Source organism: Bacillus sp. CPT56D-587-MTF (genome assembly GCF_058792335.1).
Window position 1 is genome coordinate 3,150,244 of the sequence record NZ_JBYTEF010000001.1, and the last position, 22,776, is coordinate 3,173,019.

A 22,776-nucleotide genomic window follows, 5' to 3' on the forward strand; every position below is an offset into this window, starting at 1 on the left:
CCGCACATATGAGAGGGGTTTATAAAACTATGCGCTACGTTATCATAACAGGAACTTCACAAGGTTTAGGTGAGGCAATCGCTACGCAATTATTAGAAAAAAATACAACTGTCATCTCTATTTCTAGAAGAGAAAATAAAGAGCTTACGAAACTTGCAGAGCAATATAACAGCAATTGCATTTTTCATTCCCTAGATCTTCAAGATGTACATAACTTAGAAACTAACTTTAAAGAGATCATTTCATCTATTAAAAAAGACAATATATCCTCTATTCATTTAATTAATAATGCGGGTACAGTTGCACCTATGAAACCAATTGAAAAAGCAGAAAGCGAACAATTCATTACAAACGTTCACATTAATTTACTTGCTCCAATGATTCTTACATCTACTTTCATGAAACATACAAAAGACTGGAAAGTAGATAAACGCGTTATAAATATTTCATCTGGCGCAGGAAAAAATCCTTATTTCGGATGGGGCGCTTATTGTACGACGAAAGCTGGTGTAAATATGTTTACACAGTGCGTAGCAACCGAAGAAGCAGAAAAAGAATATCCAGTAAAAATCGTCGCTTTTGCACCTGGTGTCGTTGATACAAATATGCAAGCACAAATTCGGGAAACAAATAAAGAAGACTTCACAAATTTAGATCGATTCATCGCATTAAAAGAAGAAGGAAAGCTATTATCACCTGAATACGTTGCGAAAGCTATTCGTAACTTACTAGAAACTGAAAACTTCCCTCAAGGCGAGGTTATTAGAATTGATGAATAACAAAAAGGCGTGCTAAAATAGCACGCCTTTTTGTTCTACTTCTCTAAAAATATAAGCACAGACTCCGCAATTTGCTCATAACCAATTTCTTGATAAATTTTATTCGATGTCGGATTCGCTAAATCAGTATATAACGTAGTCGTCTTGTACCCTTCATCTAACATACGTTGACTAAGTGCCGCTACACACTTAGATGCGTATCCCTTTTTCCTTGCTTCTTTCGGCGTATATACAAAATTAACTGTTATATTATTTTTAGTTGGTCTCGTTTTTGCAGCTACAGAAACGAGTTTCCCATCCACTTCCAAACCAAACAGTCGATTTGTAGTTATTAATGTATATGCAGTTTGTTTTGCTTCTTCTTTCGTAGTAGGAAGCTTTACATCTTCACAAAATTGATATATCCACTGTTCTATTAATGGTAATTCATCATTATTTACCGCTCGAAAAAGTCCATTCGCATTACACTTCTTCTTTACTCTGTTCAACTCATACACACCTTGCTCCATTGCAACATTCATTTTCTTATTTTCTAATACCGCAATCTCTTCCGCTAATTTCTGTACAATTTTCTTATTACCGATCAATCCAGGAATATCCGGATATACTTTCGTTAACTCTTTTGCAAGTTCCTCAATAGCTACTCCCGAAATTTCAGAAGTTGCAACAATGATTTGTTTCTTCTCTTCTGTTTGCAGAAATACAACCGCAATGTCTTCTCCTTGTTTCGCTATCCCCATAAATATCGGTTCTTGAACCATTTGTAATACACCTAATATGAGATTGTTTTCCTGCTCATTCTTTTCTAGAAATGGTGTAACATCTTCTTTAAAATGAAAAATCTCTTCATATACATGTAATTGAATCATCGACAATCTCTTCTCTCTATTTATATTTTAATTAAGTATTGGCGATTAATTCATTAAATCCCTCTTTTACGATTCAATAATATTCAAAGCTAATGTATTCAAGGCATTTTCAGCTTGTAAAATTCTCTGTTTTTCCTTTTCAAATACATCTTCTTCTTTTCGAAAGGACTCTTTTCGATTTTTAATCATACGCTTCATTTCTTTTTTACTCGGTCCACCGTATACATTTCTTTTTTGAATAAAAGCTTCTGGCGATATAATTTCTTTCCACTCTTTTTCTAATAAATTTATTTTAAAATGTTCTTGCAAATACATATTTACATCTTTGAAGTGTAATTCATGTAGTTCTTTTTTCTGCTCCAATGACATATTTGCAATAACACTTGCTGCATGATGAGCATGCCGAAATGGAATTTCATAATTTTTCGTTAAAACATCAGCGAAATCCGTTATCGTTATTGCATGTTTATAGGAACGACTTTTTAACGTTTCTTCTTCTACTTTCATCGTTAGGATCACTGCATTCATCATACAAAAAACACGAATCGCCTTTTCAATCCCTTTATATAAATATGGCTGCAAGTCATCTTCCGTATCGACAATATCACCAAATGGTGTATTATGAATCATTTGAAATACTGTAAATGCTTCTCCTAAAGCACTACTCGTAATTGCACGAGCGTGTTCAATTGAAACCGGATTTCGTTTTTGCGGCATAATACTACTAATTTGTACATATGGCTTTGCAACAGTAATACCGTCATATTCTTTCGTTGCTAACAACAAAAAGTCATGAATCCATCTACTCGTATTCGTCATCATTACCATAAGTAGCGAGCTAACTTCTAATAAATAATCCGCTCCGGCAACAGCATCATATGAGTTCTCAATTACAGTTGTAAATCCAAGTAGATGAGCAACTCGTTCTCGTTTAATCGGGAAACTTGTTGTAGAGAGTGCAGCCGCCCCCATTGGAGACTGATTTAAAAGCTGGTACGTTTTTTTCATTCGTTCTAAATCTCTTTGCATCGTATCATAAATTGCTAACGTATAATGACCAAATGTTGTTGGCTGTGCCGGTTGTGTATGTGTATAAGCTGGCATGATCGTTTCCTTATGATCATCAGCAAGTTGCAGTACACTTTCTTGCAATAGCAAATAATGTTCCATTAATCGTAATATATACCGCCTTAAACTCATGCGATACATCGTTACACCCATATCATTTCTACTTCTACCAATATGCATATTACTTACAAAATCGCATTTCGCTTCTTGAGAAATTAAATGTTCGATTAAAAAAAAGAGGTCTTCATGCTGCTCTGTATATACCAATTTATCTTTTGGTATTCGCTCTACTTTTCTAAGTGCGTTTAATATAACTTTAGCTTCTTCTATTTTTATTAAACTTTCTTCAGTCAGCATCGTAATATGTGCTTTATGCACTTGAAACATATCTTTCAATAAGTAATTTCGTTGAAAATCAAATACATGTTGTAATACACAATCCACATATGTTTTTCCAGGGAAATCAGCGCCTTCACTCTTTATAAACTCTTCCTTACTCTGTTTCATCACCTTTTCCCCTCTCACCTAAGTATTACTACCCATCATACCCATTGATAGAAAAAAAGTGCCTGTACATAAAAATAAACTCGGTGCTCTCTGCACCGAGTTTATTTAATAAAAGTCGCATCATACTTATCACTTTGCAACACTTGGAAATGTAAGTTTGCTAAATGTTTCCGTATTTCTGCACTATCGTCTTCATTTAAATTATTCGCCAAAAACACAATCTCCGTACAGTTTCCACGTTTATCCATAGCGTAAACTGCTTTTGTAACCGTCCATGGTGTATAACCATTCTTTTGCCCAGCATGTCTAAATGTTTTACGGTATTTCTTGGCACTCATGTCTGTTTCAACGATATTTGCCCACACTTTTTCTTCAGCTTCTGTCAAGCCACCTTTATGGTTTGCCTTTTGAAGTAATACCATATAATCATTTGCAGAAGCTGCTGGTAATCTATCTGACCAAATTTTGTCGTAACGTTCCTCTAAATAAAGCGGAATTTCCTTCTGTAATAATGGTCCCTTCTTCTTTAAGCGTTCATGAATAATCATCGCATATTCACGATATTGCTCTTGAGACATTTCTTTTAACTTTTTCTCTATTTTATATTTTGGAACATGTAATTCTTTATGCAAATATCCCGGGATATACAAAGATGAGACGATTGGAAATAGTGGTTGATGTGCAGGAAGTGATAAACTTTGTAAATTTCGATTGATGTTATCTAATCCTAACAATTCCATTAAGTATTCAGCATTTGCATTCGAACTAAACTTAACCATTCCTTTTGCCACTTCTTCTAAAGAAACCGCTCCTTCAGTTATCTTGCCCGTCTTCTCCAAATACTTTTGCCATCTATCTTGTGCACCACCATCTGTATTCGGCACATAATAGCGATTCACATCATTAATCGACACGAAACTAGAAGAATCAATTTTCCCATCAGTAACTTGTTTCGTATATTCAAGCGCCACAATTAATTTCATCGTACTAGCAACTGGCAATACAACATTTGGGTTTACAGAATAAACAACTTTATCATTTCTCTTTACTAGAAGCGCACTATTTTTTTCATCTTTATGTTCTTCAATAAAAGATGCAATATACTGTGCATCATCATTATTTGAACTCCACACTTTTTTCACTAAAAAGTTACCCGATATTAGCAAAACAAAAATACCCACAATTACTGCGCATACTATAGTTTTTTTCAAGTAAAATTCCTCTCCTATTGTGTAACTCTTCTCTATTTATCATTTAAAAACAAAATAATGGAGATGGTTATTTACATAACCATCTCCATTATTTTAACTTGTATGCTCCTATTATGTCTACGTCATAAATTTCACAAAATCCTCAAGAAACTTTTTATAATGTAACGACCAACCAATTCGCACCCAATTTTTTAATGCTTTTGCATCAGGTTGAGGCCGAAAATCAGCAATACTCTCTCCTTTTGCAATTCCAGCTGTATCTACATCGACACGACGATATACATAATCTAAAAGGGATGGATTTGCCGCAACCATCATTGTAACGACGTCATGTACTGGACTTCCCTTTATTTTCGGATTTAACTTTCTATAAGCTTTATAATAGTACGTAAATATCGGCTCGATTAACTTATTAAAACTCGTTTTAGAGTGTTTCGTAATATATTTTACCATTTCCGGTGTAATAATTGCTTCAGATGTAACGTTAAGTGGCACTAATGTCACATTTTTGGCATTTTGCATAACTAATTGTGACGCAATGGGATCACCATGAAAATTCGCCTCTGCGACTGGTGTTACATTGCCAGGCATTAAGAAAGCACCGCCCATTATATAATATTCTTTCACATACTTCATCATCGGCTTTTCTAAAATAAATGCTGTCGCTAATGTTGTTGATCTACCAGCATCGACTATTATTAATTCTCCTTTATATTTTTCAAGAAGATCAAAAAATGTACAAAAAGGCTTTATATTTGGTAAAAAAGTTTTTGGAGGTTTAATTGGCCCTAAACCGTCTGTCCCATGAATTTCTGGATAATACGTCGTAATATCTCCGGATAAAGGAATTTTCGCACCATTAATAACAGGTATATCTTCCCGTCCTGCCATTTGCAATAAATATGCGGCATTACTTGTCGCCTTTTCTTGTGTTACATTTCCATATCCCGTTACTACACCAACAATATCAATATCAGGATGCAACAATCCATACATAATTGCTAAAGAGTCATCAATTCCTGGGTCTCCTAAAAATAACACTTTTTTCATCGACCTCAACTCCATCCCCTCAGTTGTTATTAATTTATGAATAACCGTGGATATACAGAATAAAAAAAGAACAAATTCATACGAAAAAACGCAGTCTTATAAGGACTACGTTCTTCAGCTAACCTATACTGTTTTTTTTACAGCACTCATACTTCCAATAACATAAGCGATAAACGCAAAACAAATCGGGAAGACAACTGTATGTATACCGAACGGATTTGGATAGAAAAGATGAATACACATATATGAGCCTACCCCAACTAAAATAGACGCAAGCGCTCCTGTAGCATTTCCTTTCCTCCAATATAACCCTAATACGATTGGCCAAATGAATGCTGCTTCTAATCCACCGAAAGAAAATAAATTTAGCCATATTAAAAAATCTGGTGGTTTAATCGCCGTTGCATAAACGAGTAGTCCTACAATACCAGTAATCCACAAACTTCCTTTTTTTATCGTACTGTCTGCTGCATCTTTATTTATGTAATTTACATATATATCTTTAATAATTGACGAGCTTACAAGTAATAATAAAGAGTTTACTGTAGACATAATCGCTGCCATCGGTGCAGCTAAGAAAACTCCAGCTAACCAAGGAGGTAACACTTCCATCGCAAGTAGCGGCATTACTTTATCTGGTACCGTTATACCTGGAAGTACTACTCTTGCAAATACACCAGTTAAATGCATACCGATCATACTTGTGCCAACGACAACGGTTCCAATTATTAAAGCTTGATGCATCGCTTTTGAATTTTTATAAGACATGGCACGCACGCTAATTTGCGGTAAGCCGACAACGCCAATTCCAATTAAAATCCAAAATGATGTAACATATGATTTCGTTAAACTGCCATCTGCTCCGAATGGTGTAATTAACTTTGGATTAATTTGAACAAGTTCCTGCATAATCTTTTCAATTCCACCACCAGCAATGACAGTAGCAATTAAAATGATTGTCGTTCCAACTAACATAATGATTCCTAATAATGTATCTGATAGAGCAACTGCACGAAATCCACCAATTAATACGTACACAAGTACAGAAAAAGTAAATAAAAATAGTGCTGTTGTATACGATAGACCAGTTAGTGACTCGATTAATCGTCCACCACCGACCCACTGGGCTACTGTCGCTGAAAATAAAAAGATAATAATACATAACGCAGAAAGTATAACAACTGCTTTATTATTGTATCTCCCTTTTAAATAATCGATAAGAGTAATTGCTTCCATCTTCCTAGCGATAATTGCAAACTTTTTACCGATAACGGTTAAAACGATATAGCCTGTTACAACTTGAATCGCAGATAACAGTACCCATCCAAGACCCATATTGTAAGCAATACCAGGGCCACCAATAAAGCTACTTGCACTACCGTACGTAGCAATCATTGTCATCGCTAATAATAAACCGCCTAGCTCACGCCCACCAAGAAAATATTCTTGTAAAAATTTATTATGAGCAGTTGCTTGCACACGTCTTGAAGCATATACACCAATTAAAAATACAACGATAAACGAAATTATCATTGGAATGATTACATACCAATTCATCTATTATTCCTCACTTTTTTCTTCCTCATCGAGTGAAATATCTTGAAATACAAAACGAACAACTAAACTAAGTAAAATAACCATAACGATAAATCCAACGATACAGCTATAAAAAAACCATGCGGGAAAACCTAATACATATGTATATTCATTCGGATTTTTACTACCAAGCCCATAAGCAAATCCGTACCATATTATAAAATTAATAATAGCAAGTCCAAGACCAATTAACGCTTCTCTATGGGCTATTCGAAAGCGTGGATCATCATGATAATCTTTCATTTTTACCCCTCCTCTCACGATGTATTATTGTACCATTGTTCTTCTAGTTTTTCCTACTAGAAAGCAAAAACAAGCAGGATTTTTTATAATCATATAGAAGATTCTCTTACATTACATATTTTTTACAATTGTAACACAAATGAAATTTGAATTTTCAGTATTTATTAATTATGATTTTAATTAGAGGCTTTCCATCTAGTTTCCACATCCTTGATTTCGGAATAAGCGCCGTCTCGTACTGCGTTTACATTATATTTTCAAGGGGGTTATACAATGAGTCAACTAGCTGTAAATCTTCATGAAAAGGTAGAGAAATTTCTTCAAGGTACAAAAAAGTTATATGTGAATGGATCTTTCATTGAAAGCGCTTCCGGTAAAACATTTAAAACACCTAACCCAGCAACTGGTGAAACACTTGCCGTCGTTTCTGAAGCTGGTCGCGAAGATATTCATAAAGCTGTAGTCGCAGCTCGTATGGCTTTTGACGAAGGTCCTTGGTCTCGTATGAGCACCGCTGAGCGAAGCCGTCTCATGTACAAGTTAGCTGATTTAATGGAAGAACATAAAGAAGAGCTTGCACAGCTCGAAACATTAGATAACGGAAAGCCAATCCGTGAAACCATGGCAGCAGACATACCACTTGCAATTGAGCATATGCGCTATTACGCTGGATGGGCTACGAAAATCGTTGGTCAAACAATTCCTGTTTCCGGTGATTACTTTAACTATACACGCCATGAAGCTGTTGGTGTCGTTGGTCAAATTATCCCTTGGAACTTCCCGCTTCTTATGGCAATGTGGAAAATGGGAGCAGCGCTTGCTACAGGATGTACAATCGTTTTAAAACCTGCAGAACAAACTCCACTATCTGCTCTATACTTAGCTGAATTAATTGAAGAAGCTGGATTCCCGAAAGGTGTTATTAATATCGTACCTGGATTCGGTGAATCAGCTGGACAAGCTCTCGTTAATCATCCACTCGTTGATAAAATTGCATTTACCGGTTCTACTCCTGTCGGTAAACAAATTATGCGACAAGCATCCGAAACATTAAAACGCGTTACACTTGAATTAGGCGGTAAATCACCAAATATCATATTGCCAGATGCTGATTTATCTCGCGCGATTCCTGGTGCACTTTCTGGTGTTATGTTTAACCAAGGACAAGTATGCTCTGCTGGATCACGCTTATTTGTTCCGAAGAAAATGTATGATAATGTCATGGCTGATCTCGTCCTCTATTCTAAAAAACTAAATCAAGGTGTCGGTCTTAACCCTGAAACAACAATTGGCCCTCTCGTTTCCGAAGAACAACAAAAACGTGTAATGGGCTACATTGAAAAAGGGATTGAAGAAGGCGCTGAAGTACTTTGCGGAGGAAGTAATCCATTCGATCAAGGCTACTTCGTTTCTCCTACAGTATTCGCTGACGTAAATGATGAAATGACGATCGCAAAAGAAGAAATTTTCGGTCCAGTTATTTCTGCAATACCGTTTAACGATATTGACGAAGTAATTGAACGTGCAAATAAATCACAATTCGGCTTAGCGGCTGGTGTGTGGACAGAAAATGTTAAAACAGCACACTATGTTGCAAGTAAAGTACGTGCAGGTACAGTATGGGTAAACTGCTATAACGTCTTTGATGCAGCATCTCCATTTGGAGGATTTAAACAATCTGGTCTTGGCCGTGAAATGGGATCTTACGCATTAAATAACTATACAGAAGTAAAGAGCGTTTGGCTTAACTTAAATTAATGAGAAAGAACCTGACCTACCTGGTCAGGTTCTTTTCATTATGTATTCCTTTAAACTTGCAGTCCTCCGCTCACATTTAATACTTCACCTGTAATATAAGATGCGTATTCTGATGCTAAAAAGGCTGCTGCGTTCGCAATATCTTCTGGCGTTCCAATTCTACCAACTGGAATAGCGCCAACCATCTTTTCTTTCACTTTATCTGGTATCGTTTTGGTCATATCTGTATCCATAAACCCCGGACAAATCGCATTACAAGTAATACCGAAACTTCCAACTTCTTTCGCTGCTGTTTTCGTTAATCCTACAACTCCTGCCTTTGTAGCCGCATAATTTGCTTGACCTATGTTTCCTTCTCTACTAATTGAAGATATATTAATAATGCGTCCATACCCTTGTTGTCTCATGTAAAGAAGCGCGGGTTGCATACAATAAAAAACTCCAGTTAAGTTCACTTGTAATACTTGTTCCCAAGCAGACTTCTCCATTTTATGTAACATTGCGTCTCTTGTAATTCCAGCATTATTCACCAAAATATGTAATGTACCAAATTTTTGAACCGCATATTCAATTAACGACTTTGCTTCATTTTGATTACTCACATCACATCGATATGAGCACACTTCATATCCTTCATCTGATAATTCACGTGTCGTTTTTTGTAGATTTTCTTCATTTACATCGCTAATTAATACTTTCGCCCCTAGTTTTGCATAAACCCTTGCAATCTCTTTTCCAATTCCCTGTGCAGCTCCTGTTACAACAGCTGTTTTCCCATTTAAAAACTCCATTCCTATCCCCCATTTCTATTACTTATACTGTATATTTCGGCTCCTTGCTTTCCAATTCCTCTTTGTATAAAAAAGTCTATTTGTGTCAAACTAACTTTGCAACGTCGCATAAACGCAAGGAGATTGTGTCGAATGAACAAAAAGAATTTCAAACAAAGCAAAGCAACTGATGGCATTGATGTTGAGTTCTCTCGCGAACTCGCTGACCACAACGACTTAGAAGCAAATGCACGTGCAAATGCCGCTGATGCACGTCAAAAGCGCCAATCAACCGAAAAATAAGGTACATCACAACCTTATTCTTTTCAAAAGGGACCTACTACCCAACAAAATAAACCGAGAGACATCTCTCGGTTTATTTTCTATATTTTTTTGCATAATGAGCCAAAGTAAGCAATGGATATATATGAGCATAACTATGATAACGAATATAAAACCCACCTGGTAAACCTGTTCCAGTAGGATATTTTTCATTTATATAAGAGTTGGAGAGCAAATATGAAATACCTTTTCGAATGACTGGCGTTTCTTTATCATAGTAAGAAATGAGGGCATCTAACGCCCATGCTGTTTGGGATGGTGTACTAAATGGCAAAGTAACAAATCTTTTTTCCACGCTACTTTGGCAAGATTCTCCCCAGCCACCATCTTCATGCTGTATATGTTCAAGCCATAAAGCTGCTCGTTTCACTGATGGATCGCTAGATGGTATTCCTAGTGACCGTAAACCAGTCAACACTGCCCATGTACCATATATATAACAAATTCCCCATTTCCCATACCACGATCCATTTTCCTCTTGTACATTCATTAACCAATTTATCGCACTTTGTTTTTGTTTCTCGGGCAATTCATTTTGCGTATACGTTCCGAAAAATTCTAATACTCTTCCTGTAATATCTGGTGTAGAAGGATCTGTAATCATATCACTTCCATTTTCGATTGGTAAATTTGCTAATATACGGCTCGTTACCCCCTTTTCAAAAGCCCCCCAACCACCATCATTATTTTGCAATCCTTTAACCCAATTAACCGCTCGCTTCCAAGCAGTGTCTACATTTTCGTTCCCTCTACTTCGCGCCAATGCTCTTAACGCAGCAGTTGTATCATCAATATCTGGAATCGTCGTATTCACATCCGAAAAGCCCCAACCACCCGGGAAGAGATCCGGTGCATGTACACTCCAATCTACTTTCTTCGTTTGCTGTTTTCTTAGTAAATATGCTGATGCATTGTGAATCACTTTACTTGCTTTCGGAACTTGAGCTTCTTGCAAAGCATAACTGAGTAAAGCTGTATCCCATACAGTTGATGGAGAGTTTTGCAAATGGCTCCCTCTCTCCATCTTCCATATATAAGATGTGATTCCCGTTATAGCTTTTTGAATAATTGGTGATTGAATAGAATGTCCTAATGCAAGTAAAGCATAAATCATATAAAACGAGGCAGTTGCGTAGCTATATAATGTTCCATTTTCATCAATACGCTCTTTCATAAAACGTTCTACTTCCTCATATCCTTTATGATGCAAAGAAAGTGGATACGTTATAATTTTCTTCACGTCACTTACTAACGTTTGAAAAACTGGAGACCGATCCTCCCGAAACCATTCTCCGCCCCCGCCTGCAATGTGATTTAAATTTGGCAATAACTTTTTCCCTACTCGAAATCTTTTATTTAAACACAACATCATCGGAATTAAATGAATACGTGCTGAGCTACTCAGTTCAAAAATACTGAGAGGGGAATCATTCTGCAGAAACATAATTGGTGTTGGCAAATGAAAGAGAGAAGGATATTCATATTCTCCATGAATCGCTAATAAAAACTTCGTCATAAAATGAGCACGCGCTACCCCACCGCGCTCATTTATAAACATTTCCGCTCGCTTCATATTCACATCTTCTTTTGTATATTTTTTCGATGCAAGTAAGGCAGCATAAGATTGAATTGTAGCAGATAAATTACCACCCACTTCATCTTCATACAATTTCCATGTTCCTTCATTTGTTTGGAGTGATGCTAATCTTTTTACAAACGGTTCTATCTCTTTATCTTTACCTAATAATTTTAATAAAAAAATCATATGACAATCTGTTAGTGGCGCTCCTTCAAAACAAAACCGCCACGTACCATCTTGCTGTTGCATTGTTTGAAGTGCAGTTGTTCTTCTCGCTATTTCTTCATGCACTTTTTCATATAATAACAAGTTGCTCACCCACCCTTTCGAAATCCGTATAACGATATTCAAAAAGGTAGCTGAATATGTATAAAAACAAAGAAAAGCAGAACATATAAAATGTTCTGCTCATAAACAATACCCTACTCCGACAATAATCCCTAATAAAGCACCGACTACTACTTCATACGGTGTATGCCCAACAAGTTCATTTAACTTCTTATATTCTGTTTCTCTACCGTGAAAAAAGTCATTCAATATTTTTGCTTGTTTACTTACTGCAAGCCTTACTCCTGAAGCATCATACATAACAATAATGGCAAAAATTGTAGCAACCGCAAACATCGAGCTTTCCACACCTTCCACTACTCCAACTCCTGTAGCAAGCGCTGTAACTGTTGAAGCATGAGAACTTGGCATCCCACCTGAAGCAAAAAACTTTGCAAAATCAAATTCACCTGTTTTAACTAATTTGAAGACTACTTTCGTTAATTGTGCTAAAAACCATGAAATTACAGCTGCCATAAGCGGATCATTATGTAAAATTGTTTCCATGTTCTCAGCTCCTTACTGACTATAATGGAAATTCTATATAATATAAGTATAAAGAAAAATGCGTAGAAAATACTACGCATTATGATACTTTTGCTGATTTATTTTTTATAAATTTCGGTTGTTTCTGCACTAAAAACTTAGTCTTCGCTACCGAGAATACAAATAATGCAACCCATATACAGAAAAATGCAATCATATGAGTAGATGTGAAATGTTCACCAAATACGAATACACCTAAAATTAAGCTAATTGTTGGTGCAATATATTGTAAAAAACCTACCATATAAAGCGGAATAAGTTGGGCTCCTTTTGCAAAATAAAAAAGTGGTAGAGCTGTAACAATACCTGCTCCTATTAATAGTAATGTCGATAACATTAAAATAGATCCAAATGAGCCGAAACCATGGGCGCCTGTCATAACAAGGTAAATGATTGCAAGCGGTGTCACTAACATCGTTTCCATCGTAAGTCCAATTGTAGCATCATAGTTTAACAGTTTTTTCGTTAATCCGTATAATCCAAATGAAAAGGCAAGTGAAAGAGAAACCCACGGAATAGATCCGAAACGCACTGTTAAAATGATAACCCCCACTCCAGCTAAACCAACTGCAACATATTGCCAGAAGTTTAACTTTTCCTTTAAAACGACTGTACCAAGTAAAATACTAATAAGCGGATTAATATAATAGCCAAGACTCGCTTCAATAACATGATTATGATTAACGGCCCATATGTAAACAAACCAGTTTCCGCTAATCAAGACTGAAGCTATTGTTAATGACATTAATAATTTAGGTCGTTTAAAAAGATTCACAAATTCCCCAATAAACTGACGAAACCTCTTCGTAACACCTAATACGAGTAACATAAAAACAAATGCCCAAACGATGCGGTGTGCTAATATTTCATCTGCTGGAACTTCCTCAACCCATTTCCAATAAATCGGTAGGATTCCCCACATCGTGTAAGCACCAGCCGCGTATAGTATCCCTTTTTTTTGCTCTGCTGATTGACTCCCCATCTTCCTTTTTCTCCTCTTCTCATTTTTTCTCCATTATACGGTCTCACATGCTCACTTTACCAATAATCAATCTGCATTTCTTTCGACATTTCTCATACAACGAATAATAAACATACCGTTATTACAACAAGTAACGGTATGCCGAAAACAAATTTCTTTTTATGAGTTTTATGATGAAACATATACATGCCGATCCAAGCTCCAACTGCTCCTCCAGCTGCCGCCGATAAAAACAACGTACTTTCTGGCGTTCTCCACTGTTTCTTCTTTGCTTTTCGTTTATCAAGCCCCATAAGGCTAAAAGCTATAACGTTAATAATAAGAAAATAAATCCATTTCATCGCTTTCTCTCCTTATGAAAAATTCGATTAATAGTAACACGAAAAAACGACGGAAACAACTGAAGAACTCTTTTTATCCAACTAGTTTCATTCCTTTTTCTTAATTAGTTACCTTCATATTTACATAACCAACTAAAATCGCAGTTAAAGCATTTAATATAGAAAAATGTTATGAGTAGAATCTTATATTTCATTACATTCATCCACTACCATATCATCAAAAAAATTGCTCTCAATCACTTTCTCATCAAAACGAAGAACTACAATTAGCCCTACATATAAAGAAACAAAATTTAGAAACCATTCCCCATTCTCATCTTTCTTAGCTAAGCATTTAAATATCTCTTGAAATTGCATACGCTCGTCTGCAGCAACAATGGGACGTACACCAAAATATTTCAATACAAGATTCAGCTTCAGCTGTACGGATAATGATAAAATATATTTTAATAGCTTCGTATACTCTGCACTATCTTTTTGACTATACAACTTCACAAGCTTTGGATGTAAATTCGAAATCGATAATTCCTCGTCAGTCACTCTAGTTACTTCTATCGTTTCAATCATCTTTTTCATATCCATCACATTCACCCCTTCTGAAAAAATTCTAAAGCCAAAGAGTACTTAATTCAAAATGTACAACAATTGTGCGTTTCTCGTCTCTCGTTCTTCCTCACTGACTAAATCATACTTTTTTAGGAGGTGAAAAACATCATTTAATAATTTCTGTGAATGAATACCTTGCAAAAAACTCTTTAACTCTTTAAAGATCCCTTCAGGTAAAAAATTCTTTTGACTTTCAAGCTTATTCATCACATCTTCAATAGAATGATCAATGTTACATGCCATACTAAACTTCCCCCTCTATCCTCTATAAATAATATCCTCAGCTAACGATGTAAACACTTCTCCAACAAGAGAATCTTCATCATATACAGATGAACCATTATTTTCTTCACGTTTCGCAAAAGGTATTTTGGCAATTACTTCTGTTTGCAATTGTTCTGCAAGCATTTCGCCGCCGCCTTTTCCGAAGAGATAATTTTTCGATCCATCTTGTTCTTCATAATAAGCCATATTTTCCACAATACCTAAAATCTCATGCTTCGTATGTTTTGCCATTACACCAACTCTTGAAGCAACGAATGAAGCTATATTGTGCGGAGTTGTAACAATTATTTCTTTCGCTTGCGGAATCATCGCTGCAACATCAATCGCAACATCTCCTGTACCTGGTGGTAAATCAAGTAATAAATAATCTAATTCTCCCCAGTGCGTATTCGCAAGGAAATTTTGAATCCATTTATTTAGCATCGGTCCGCGCCACATCACTGGGTTATTTCCTTCTGTAAAGAATCCCATCGACATGATTTTAACACCGTGACTAATGACTGGAATTGCCGTTTGATCAATCATCGTTGGTTTCTTATTCGTTTCCATCATAGCTGGAATACTAAAACCATATATATCTGCATCTAATATCCCCACTTTTTTGCCCATACGAGCTAGTGCAGTTGCAAGATTAATTGTCACCGTTGATTTTCCAACTCCGCCTTTTCCGCTCGTTACAGTAATAAAACGTACTCCTGAATCCGGGCGAAGCATGCTCGGCATACCAGTTTCTGTTCTAGTATTTCGCTTTAACTTCTCTGTTAAAGCTGCACGTTCTTCTTGTGTCATAGAACCAAATGTTACCTCCACTTTAGAGGCACCAATTGCGTGAAGCGATTCTTCAATATCTTGTTGAATTTTTGCTTTTAACGGACAACCTTGGATTGTTAGTACTACTTCAAGTTTAACCTCTGTTCCGTTCATTTGTATATTTCTAACCATATTTAATTCTACAACACTTTTGTGTAACTCTGGATCCTCTACATGTTTTAATGCATTCATTATTTGTTCTTGAGTAAGCATAGAACTCATCCCTTCTCTTATTCTAATTTATATACAACATTTTCTTGGCACTTCATCTGGTGAAAAAGCTTATTATCCCCCGCTAACGGGTGGGATTAATGCGACTATATCTCCGGCTTTTATCATCTCTTCATTCATTACAAACTCTTCATTAACAGCCACCATCACTTTATCCAGCGATTGTAAACAATAGCTGGCTTTGAGCCATTCTTTTAATTGCTGCACTGTCATTTCTTGCTTTTCTGAAATTACTAATCGATCCGATCCAACTTCCTCACGCAAATTTGCAAACAGTAAAATTGTAATCATTTTCTCATTCTTCCTTCTTTGGTTTTCCTTCTGGATAAGGTGTGTTTTCAAGTTGATCTCCAACCCACATCGTTCCATCTTCCCAAAATTCTTTTTTCCAAATTGGAACGATTCGTTTTATACGTTCAATCGCGTACTCATTCGCTTCATAAGCTACTTTACGATGCGGTGATGAAACTGCAATGACTACCGCAATATCCATTATTTCTAGCCGCCCTACACGGTGCGTAATTGCTACTTTTGCATCCAGCCATCTTTCACTAATTTCTTCACCAATTCTCATAAGTTGTTTTACTGCCATCGGTTTATATGCTTCATACTCTAAATGTAGCGTTCGTTTTCCTTTTGTTAATTCTCTCACCGTACCAATAAATGTTGTAATCGCACCTGCTTCCCTTCTTGCGACTTTATTCGTTACTTCTTCAACTAAAATCGGTTTATCTACAATCTCAAATAGCACTTGTCCCATTAAAACCACCTCTCACTTTATGAAATGTCCAAGGCCATTCACTACCTTCGTTATCTTCTAATAAAAGAACATCGACAAACATATCTTTTTTATATCCTCTTGTCCCGCCCGGCAATACGATAAACGCGTTGGATTCTGCCAATGAAGAAACTGAGCTAGATTTATCAAACCCTGATGGATAAGCGATTAATTTCCCCTCATCATATTGCAATTTTGCTCGTACAAATCTTGTAAATGGATTCGGTTTTAGAAAATCTTCTCCTAATAACGCTTTTTCTCTTTTTAAATGTACTTTTTCACTAAACATATACGTCCGAATACACGGTCTTACGAATAATTCAAACCCTACGTAACAAGCTGATGGATTCCCTGATAAACCAAATAATAACTTGCCATTTAATTGTGCTACAGTCGTAACACTTCCTGGTCGCATTGCAACTTTATTAAAAAGAACAGATGCACCTAACTTTTCGTAAATAGCTGGTAAATAATCATAATCTCCTACTGATACACCGCCCGTTGTAATTAACATATCTACTTGGCCAAGCGCTTCTTTCACAGCTGTAAAACACGTATTAAAATCATCACTAAACTTCCCAAAATATTTTACTCTTCCGCCCGCTCTTCGAATTTGAGACAATATCATGTACGTATTACTGTTTCGGATTTTCCCTGGCTGTAATGAATCATTGACATCCAGTAATTCACTCCCAGTCGCTAACAATCCAATTACAGGCTTTCTCGCAACTGGTACTTCACTATAACCGAATGTAGCAAGAAGAGCTGAAATACCTGGATTAATGTACGATCCCTTCTTTGCAAGAACTGTTCCTTTACGAGCATCTTCACCTTGAAAAGAAATATTGTCGCCCGTTTTGAATGATCGCTTCACTTCCATATAATTGTTGCCATTCTTCTCATATTGACGAGTCAGCTCTAACATAACAACCGCATCACATCCATTCGGAATTTGTGCTCCTGTCATAATTCGAACTGCTTGAAATGGACCTACTTTCTCATGGAATAGCGATCCTGCACCAATTTCACCCACTACTTCAAATACAATTGGCGTTTCATAACTTGCTAAATTAGTATCTTCTGCTCGAATAGCAAATCCGTCATACGGCGAACGATTAAATGACGGTACATCATGGTCAGCTACTAAATCCTCTGCTAATATACGTCCATAAGCTAATTCAATTGGTAATAGCTCCTTTAAGCCCTTATCAGCAAATCCCATCACTTTACGAACAGCTTCTTCAACCGTAATTGGCACTCTTCTTTCCATTGTTGACACCCTCTCTATTAACCGAATACGCGATAATATAGTTGTTTCGCTTTCGAAATATCATTTGTACCATGAATAAAAACACGACCATCCCGAAAAAAAACGATGCGGTAATCATCGGATTGGCAAGATAGTAAATACGGATTCCGATCTACTTTTCCCAGTTTTTTTAATACTTTTTCTATATCATCAAAATTGTATTTCCTATTGTCTACTGTTCTAATTTGAACTGTATTTCTTCCGCATAAAACAGCTGCTTTCGTTTGATTTTCGTATGATAAATAAGGATAAGTTCGATTCAAACCGCATGAGAGACAAGCGTCTGTTTTTATTTTCCCTAATTTTATAAAATGATTTTGATTACTCCATATATCAAACATGAAAAATGTTTTTCTAATTGCTGAGAAATCTTCCACTAAAATTTTGAGCGCTTCTGCCACTTGATATGCTGCGACGATTTGAACAGTCGGGCTAATAATCCCAGCAGTATCACACGTCACACCTGTAACAGGGATATTTTTCAGCATACAATGTAAACACGGTGTCTCTTGCGGAATAATTATATAACTCATACCATATGATCCAACGCAAGAACCATATACCCACGGAATATTATGTTTTTGTGATAAATCATTTATTACAAATCGAATATCAAAATTATCTGTTGCATCAATGATTACATCTACATTTTTTAATAGACCTTCCATATTTTCTGAAGTTGCATCCATTACGAAAGCATGTATTTGTACTTCCGAATTAATTTGTTCTAGCCGATTTTTTGCAGCAATTGCTTTCGGCATTTTCTCTCTCGCATCTTGTTCAGAGTACAATTGTTGCCTTTGTAAATTACTCCATTCAACGTAGTCACGATCGATAATCGTCAACTTACCAACACCTGCACGTACGAAACTTTCGGCACTTGCACTTCCTAATGCGCCTGCCCCTACAATTAACACATGTTTATTTCGAATTTTTTCTTGTCCTTTACTCCCAATTGGTTTGAACAACTGTTGTCGTGAATACCGATCAGCCATTACATACCCTTCCTCTCAAGAACTCTATTTCATATTAGAATGTTGTTTCTGATAACAAGCAAAGTAAGCAAAACCAACAAACCCAGCTCCTCCAATTACATTTCCGATAAAAACAGGAACAAAATTTTTAGCCAGATCCATCCACGTTAGATGACCAGCAAAAATAACAGCGGAAATGACAAACATATTTGCTACTACTTGCTGAAATCCAATCACTACAAATGCCATAATTGGAATCCAAATTCCGATGATTTTCCCGACAAAATCACTCGTCCCGTAAGCGAGCCAAAGAGCAAGACAAACGAGCCAATTACAACCAATTGCTAAAATCAAAGTTCTCCCAAATGATTCATGTAACTTCCCTTCCGCTATCGCTACCGTTTTATTTAAATACTCTCCCTCTGTTAATCCGCCAAGATGTCCAAAGCAATACGCAACGAAAATTGCCCCAATAAAGTTCATGAGAGTAATCCAAACCCAGTTATTCAGTACACTTATCAATGTAATTTTCTTTGCATAAAGCGCCATAGACAGTGACATCATATTTCCCGTAATTAATTCTCCTCCTGCTAATACTACGAGCATGAGTCCAACAGGAAATACTGCTCCTCCTAAAACATTCACTAGACTTCCCCAGCGCTCAGGTAAATTCCCTAAAACTCGAATGTTAAGTAAAAAACCTATCGCAATAAACGCTCCTCCTAAAAAACCGAGAATAAGCATCGCTGGCAATGTCTGTCTTACTTTTTGAACACCGGCCTCAATGACAAGCTCAGCAATTTGTTCCGGCTTATGAAATGCCATTACCCATTCCTCCATTTTCTCCAAATAAAAAAGCAGCTTCAAAAAACCTCCTCAAAATAAAGGTTTTTGAATGCTGCTTAATTTCTCTGCACATCTTTTACAGAGATATCAATCATCACTTTTACTATAAAATAGAAAATCCACAACTCTTGTAAATTTTCCATTTTTCACTATGACGCTAGCTTTATATATTAACCACCGATATGTGACATTTCAATTTTAGGTATTGTTTTCTTATTTGTATGATTTAAGCGTTCATCTGAATAACGATCTTCCCTATTATTCCATATATCGCGTACTACATCTGTAATGTCCTCATCTGTATGTTCAGAACGAAGCAATTCTCTTAAATCATTTCCTTTAGAAGCAAATAAGCAAGTATATAATTTTCCTTCTGCAGAAATACGAGCTCTCGTACATGATGAGCAAAAAGAATCTGTTACTGATGAAATAATACCTATTTCCTCATCGCTTCCTATATAACGATACCTAGTAGCCACTTCACCAGAATAATTTGCTTCTATCCGTTCTAACGGCATAACTTGATGAATCGTATCTACTATTTCTTGTTTAGAGACGACCTCTTTTAAATCCCAACCATTATAATTTCCAACATCCATATACTCAATAAAACGAAGAATATGCTTATTTTCCTTAAAATATTGCGCCATCTGCAAAATGTCCTGTTCGTTTTTTCCCTTTTGAACGACCATGTTTATTTTAATTTTCATTCCAACTTCAGCTGCAGCCTGTATTCCTTCCAGAACCCTTTGCACTTTGCTCCTATTACCATTTAAATAGAAAAACCGCTCTTCTTCTAAGGAATCTAAGCTAACTGTTACACGTGATAGTCCCGCCTTATATAAATCAGGAGCAAACTTTTTAAGTAACGATCCATTGGTTGTTAAACCGATATCTTCTACACCATCAATTTTATTAAGGCGCTCAATAAGCTTTGGAAGCCCTCTTCGAAGTAACGGTTCTCCGCCTGTAATCCGTAATTTTCTCACACCTAAAGAAACGAAAATACGTGTTATCCTTTCAATTTCATCAAAAGATAAAATTTTATCATTAGACAAAAACGAGTAATCAGGACCAAATATTTCTTCTGGCATACAATATCGGCAGCGAAAATTACAGCGATCAGTAACTGAAATACGTAAATCCTTTAACGGACGTTGCAACTTGTCTAATGTAACTGATTTCATCTTCATTGCCTCACTTTTATTTTATATTTAAAACACGTTCTGGATGGGTATATACATTTAAGGAGTGATTACGAATAAATCCTATTGTCGTAATACCTAAATCTTCCGCTAGTTGCAAAGCTAACTCAGTTGGAGCTGATTTTGATAGTATAATTTCACAACCGATTTTTGCAACTTTCAATAATATTTCCGAAGAAATACGACCACTAAAAACAATGATTTTATCTTTTATAGAAATATCGTTTCTTAAACAATAACCGTAAATTTTGTCTAGTGCATTATGCCTACCAATATCCATTCGGCTTAAAATAATACCATTAACATCACATAAAGCTGCATTATGAACCCCGCCAGTACGATGAAACGTATCCGCAGATTGCTGCATTTCTTTCATTAACCGAAAACAATCATCGGCAGCAACCTGTACATGGACACCCTTCATTTTTTTTGCACTTAGTGCATCATTTGCAAAAACAAACCCTTGCCTACTCATATCACAACAAGACGTAATATAGCGTTTATTTTGCATTTGTTCATAATACGGATTTACTTTTGTCGTTGTTACATGCACAAATCCTTCTTTCTCCTGCACCCATACACTATCAATGTCTTCATACTTCCGAATGATTCCTTCAGACGCTAAGAAGCCTATTACCATATCTTCTATATATTCTGGGGTACTAACCATTGTAACAAACTCCTGTCCGTTCATTTTAATGGTGACAGGAAACTCTGTTACAATGCTGTCCTCTATATGTTTAAATGCTCCTTGTTCATAACGAAAGATTTCTCTTTCTACCTGTATCGGTTTCACGATCAGTATCCTTCTCTCACGTTATATTTTTATCAAAAACAAATACAGAAACTGCAATATCTTCTTCTACTTTCATATCTGAAAACAAATTCACTAATTTCGCTCCAACAAGTTCCTCCAAATGTTCACGGGAATTCGCAGCATACACTTCTTGAATCATTTTCGTTCTAGCCATATGAACCATTTCCGCACCGTCCATCGTACTTGAAATAAATTTTTCAGTAGGTGTTAAGTTTCCATAAAGAGTCGCTATAGCCATATTTTCCGCAAAAACAGTATGAATTCGTTCTGGTCCTTTTCCGAAAAGTTCCTTTCGAAGTTTTCGTATCATATCATTAAATTCATGTACTTTTTTTGACATACAATTATACCTCCCAAAAGCCTCATTTTACTCTATTATATATTTTACCAAAATGAGCCTTCCGCCCAAACTATTTCCTACAAATATTTGGGCGGAAAGGTTCACTTCATGAAGTTTATTCGTCTTTTAACCCTTTCCCCATACCTTTTAAAAAATGAAGCCCAAACCCGATAGCACGGTTAATATCTGGGTCTTTCAATACTTTCATAAGATCGAATACCCCTACTTTTTTATTACTTTCTAGATGTTCATTACCTTCTTCTAGCCCGACTAATAAACTACCTATAAGCTTTTTCGTAAGTTCTGGGTCAAGTTCAGTTAACGCACCTGCAGCGCCCATCATATTATTAATTAAATTTGTAACAGGCTCACGAGTTACTTGACCTAGAACAATTTTCGCAATTGGTTCTTTCGCTTTTAGCATTGAATTTGCAGCTTCTAGCATTCCAATGTCATTTAATTCCCCTACTATATTAAACATCTGATTTAGAGCTTCTTCATTATTAGTTAGAAGCTCTTTTAAATCATCTAACTTTTGCTGTTTTATTTCTTCCTCAGTTAATTCTTGTTTTTGAATCATTTTTATAGGTGCAGCCATAGTTTTCTC

The 22,776-nt window shown here is 36.1% G+C and carries 26 protein-coding genes; 3 read left to right on the plus strand and 23 right to left on the minus strand.

Features of this window, described 5'->3' with window-relative positions:
* The first annotated feature begins 29 nt into the window (after positions 1–29).
* Entirely contained in the window at positions 30–779 is a 750-nt protein-coding gene (locus tag AC3WVZ_RS16235) for a (S)-benzoin forming benzil reductase (RefSeq protein WP_033695963.1), read from the plus strand.
* A 35-nt stretch (positions 780–814) separates the two neighbouring features.
* Here AC3WVZ_RS16235 and AC3WVZ_RS16240 read toward each other — a convergent pair whose 3' ends face one another.
* The 6 genes from AC3WVZ_RS16240 to AC3WVZ_RS16265 form a co-directional block, all read right to left on the minus strand.
* Complete coding sequence (locus AC3WVZ_RS16240) at positions 815–1,648, minus strand: GNAT family N-acetyltransferase (RefSeq protein WP_000615373.1); 834 nt, start codon at positions 1,646–1,648, stop codon at positions 815–817.
* Positions 1,649–1,714: 66 nt separating this feature from the next.
* Positions 1,715–3,223 carry an argininosuccinate lyase gene (gene argH, locus AC3WVZ_RS16245; RefSeq protein WP_063220822.1) on the minus strand — a complete coding sequence of 503 codons (1,509 nt, stop codon included), beginning with the start codon at positions 3,221–3,223 and terminating at the stop codon, positions 1,715–1,717.
* A 101-nt stretch (positions 3,224–3,324) separates the two neighbouring features.
* Entirely contained in the window at positions 3,325–4,434 is a 1,110-nt protein-coding gene (locus AC3WVZ_RS16250) for a serine hydrolase (protein ID WP_063220821.1), read from the minus strand.
* A 117-nt stretch (positions 4,435–4,551) separates the two neighbouring features.
* Positions 4,552–5,484: a nucleoside hydrolase gene (locus AC3WVZ_RS16255; RefSeq protein WP_065211553.1), complete on the minus strand. Its 933-nt coding sequence runs from the start codon at positions 5,482–5,484 to the stop codon at positions 4,552–4,554.
* A 123-nt stretch (positions 5,485–5,607) separates the two neighbouring features.
* Positions 5,608–7,041, minus strand: a complete 1,434-nt coding sequence (gene panF / locus AC3WVZ_RS16260) for a sodium/pantothenate symporter (RefSeq protein ID WP_233935144.1) — start codon at positions 7,039–7,041, stop codon at positions 5,608–5,610.
* A 3-nt stretch (positions 7,042–7,044) separates the two neighbouring features.
* Complete coding sequence (locus AC3WVZ_RS16265; protein ID WP_000656239.1) at positions 7,045–7,323, minus strand: YhdT family protein; 279 nt, start codon at positions 7,321–7,323, stop codon at positions 7,045–7,047.
* A 273-nt stretch (positions 7,324–7,596) separates the two neighbouring features.
* Here AC3WVZ_RS16265 and dhaS point away from each other — a divergent pair, with 273 nt between their 5' ends.
* Complete coding sequence (gene dhaS, locus AC3WVZ_RS16270; protein WP_000080281.1) at positions 7,597–9,081, plus strand: aldehyde dehydrogenase DhaS; 1,485 nt, start codon at positions 7,597–7,599, stop codon at positions 9,079–9,081.
* Positions 9,082–9,131: 50 nt separating this feature from the next.
* On the opposite strand, the gene fabG is transcribed toward dhaS, so the two are convergent.
* On the minus strand, positions 9,132–9,872 hold the full coding sequence (gene fabG / locus AC3WVZ_RS16275; RefSeq protein ID WP_000395038.1) for a 3-oxoacyl-ACP reductase FabG: 741 nt from the start codon (positions 9,870–9,872) through the stop codon (positions 9,132–9,134).
* 132 nt (positions 9,873–10,004) lie between these two features.
* On the opposite strand from fabG, the gene AC3WVZ_RS16280 reads away from it, so the two are divergent.
* Positions 10,005–10,154: a YfhD family protein gene (locus AC3WVZ_RS16280; RefSeq protein ID WP_001035815.1), complete on the plus strand. Its 150-nt coding sequence runs from the start codon at positions 10,005–10,007 to the stop codon at positions 10,152–10,154.
* Between the two features lie 73 nt (positions 10,155–10,227).
* Here the strand turns inward: AC3WVZ_RS16280 and AC3WVZ_RS16285 are convergent, their stop codons facing one another.
* From AC3WVZ_RS16285 to AC3WVZ_RS16360, 16 genes are all read right to left on the minus strand, one after another.
* The gene (locus tag AC3WVZ_RS16285; RefSeq protein ID WP_233935146.1) at positions 10,228–12,081 is read right to left on the minus strand and encodes a terpene cyclase/mutase family protein; all 1,854 of its coding nucleotides are present in this window, start codon (positions 12,079–12,081) and stop codon (positions 10,228–10,230) included.
* Between the two features lie 99 nt (positions 12,082–12,180).
* A complete protein-coding gene (locus tag AC3WVZ_RS16290) occupies positions 12,181–12,606 on the minus strand; it encodes a divergent PAP2 family protein (RefSeq protein WP_000447820.1) in 426 nt (141 codons plus the stop codon).
* A gap of 79 nt (positions 12,607–12,685) precedes the next feature.
* Complete coding sequence (rarD, locus tag AC3WVZ_RS16295) at positions 12,686–13,627, minus strand: EamA family transporter RarD (protein ID WP_233935148.1); 942 nt, start codon at positions 13,625–13,627, stop codon at positions 12,686–12,688.
* 92 nt (positions 13,628–13,719) lie between these two features.
* A complete protein-coding gene (locus AC3WVZ_RS16300; RefSeq protein ID WP_000871349.1) occupies positions 13,720–13,968 on the minus strand; it encodes a DUF1294 domain-containing protein in 249 nt (82 codons plus the stop codon).
* A 183-nt stretch (positions 13,969–14,151) separates the two neighbouring features.
* Positions 14,152–14,550: a hypothetical protein gene (locus AC3WVZ_RS16305; RefSeq protein ID WP_000367297.1), complete on the minus strand. Its 399-nt coding sequence runs from the start codon at positions 14,548–14,550 to the stop codon at positions 14,152–14,154.
* Positions 14,551–14,592: 42 nt separating this feature from the next.
* On the minus strand, positions 14,593–14,817 hold the full coding sequence (locus tag AC3WVZ_RS16310) for a hypothetical protein (RefSeq protein WP_000752375.1): 225 nt from the start codon (positions 14,815–14,817) through the stop codon (positions 14,593–14,595).
* Positions 14,818–14,832: 15 nt separating this feature from the next.
* A complete protein-coding gene (locus tag AC3WVZ_RS16315; protein ID WP_000957508.1) occupies positions 14,833–15,882 on the minus strand; it encodes a P-loop NTPase in 1,050 nt (349 codons plus the stop codon).
* Between the two features lie 72 nt (positions 15,883–15,954).
* On the minus strand, positions 15,955–16,191 hold the full coding sequence (moaD, locus tag AC3WVZ_RS16320) for a molybdopterin converting factor subunit 1 (RefSeq protein ID WP_000628500.1): 237 nt from the start codon (positions 16,189–16,191) through the stop codon (positions 15,955–15,957).
* A gap of 4 nt (positions 16,192–16,195) precedes the next feature.
* Entirely contained in the window at positions 16,196–16,660 is a 465-nt protein-coding gene (moaE, locus tag AC3WVZ_RS16325; protein WP_000531881.1) for a molybdopterin synthase catalytic subunit MoaE, read from the minus strand.
* Positions 16,641–17,948 (minus strand): molybdopterin molybdotransferase MoeA, encoded by a 1,308-nt coding sequence (locus tag AC3WVZ_RS16330; protein WP_000442200.1) that lies wholly within the window; start codon positions 17,946–17,948, stop codon positions 16,641–16,643. Before AC3WVZ_RS16330 ends, moaE begins: the two co-directional genes overlap by 20 nt.
* A 17-nt stretch (positions 17,949–17,965) precedes the next feature.
* Positions 17,966–18,982, minus strand: coding sequence for a molybdopterin-synthase adenylyltransferase MoeB (locus AC3WVZ_RS16335; RefSeq protein ID WP_000785261.1), 1,017 nt, complete (start codon positions 18,980–18,982; stop codon positions 17,966–17,968).
* A gap of 24 nt (positions 18,983–19,006) precedes the next feature.
* Entirely contained in the window at positions 19,007–19,786 is a 780-nt protein-coding gene (locus AC3WVZ_RS16340) for a formate channel (protein ID WP_000863998.1), read from the minus strand.
* 191 nt (positions 19,787–19,977) lie between these two features.
* On the minus strand, positions 19,978–20,994 hold the full coding sequence (gene moaA, locus AC3WVZ_RS16345) for a GTP 3',8-cyclase MoaA (protein WP_000844124.1): 1,017 nt from the start codon (positions 20,992–20,994) through the stop codon (positions 19,978–19,980).
* A 16-nt stretch (positions 20,995–21,010) separates the two neighbouring features.
* Positions 21,011–21,808 carry a formate dehydrogenase accessory sulfurtransferase FdhD gene (fdhD, locus tag AC3WVZ_RS16350; RefSeq protein ID WP_233935149.1) on the minus strand — a complete coding sequence of 266 codons (798 nt, stop codon included), beginning with the start codon at positions 21,806–21,808 and terminating at the stop codon, positions 21,011–21,013.
* A 16-nt stretch (positions 21,809–21,824) separates the two neighbouring features.
* Entirely contained in the window at positions 21,825–22,169 is a 345-nt protein-coding gene (locus AC3WVZ_RS16355) for a Na-translocating system protein MpsC family protein (RefSeq protein WP_000039582.1), read from the minus strand.
* 115 nt (positions 22,170–22,284) lie between these two features.
* On the minus strand, positions 22,285–22,767 hold the full coding sequence (locus AC3WVZ_RS16360) for a helical membrane plugin domain-containing protein (RefSeq protein WP_000729897.1): 483 nt from the start codon (positions 22,765–22,767) through the stop codon (positions 22,285–22,287).
* Positions 22,768–22,776 lie beyond the last annotated feature (9 nt).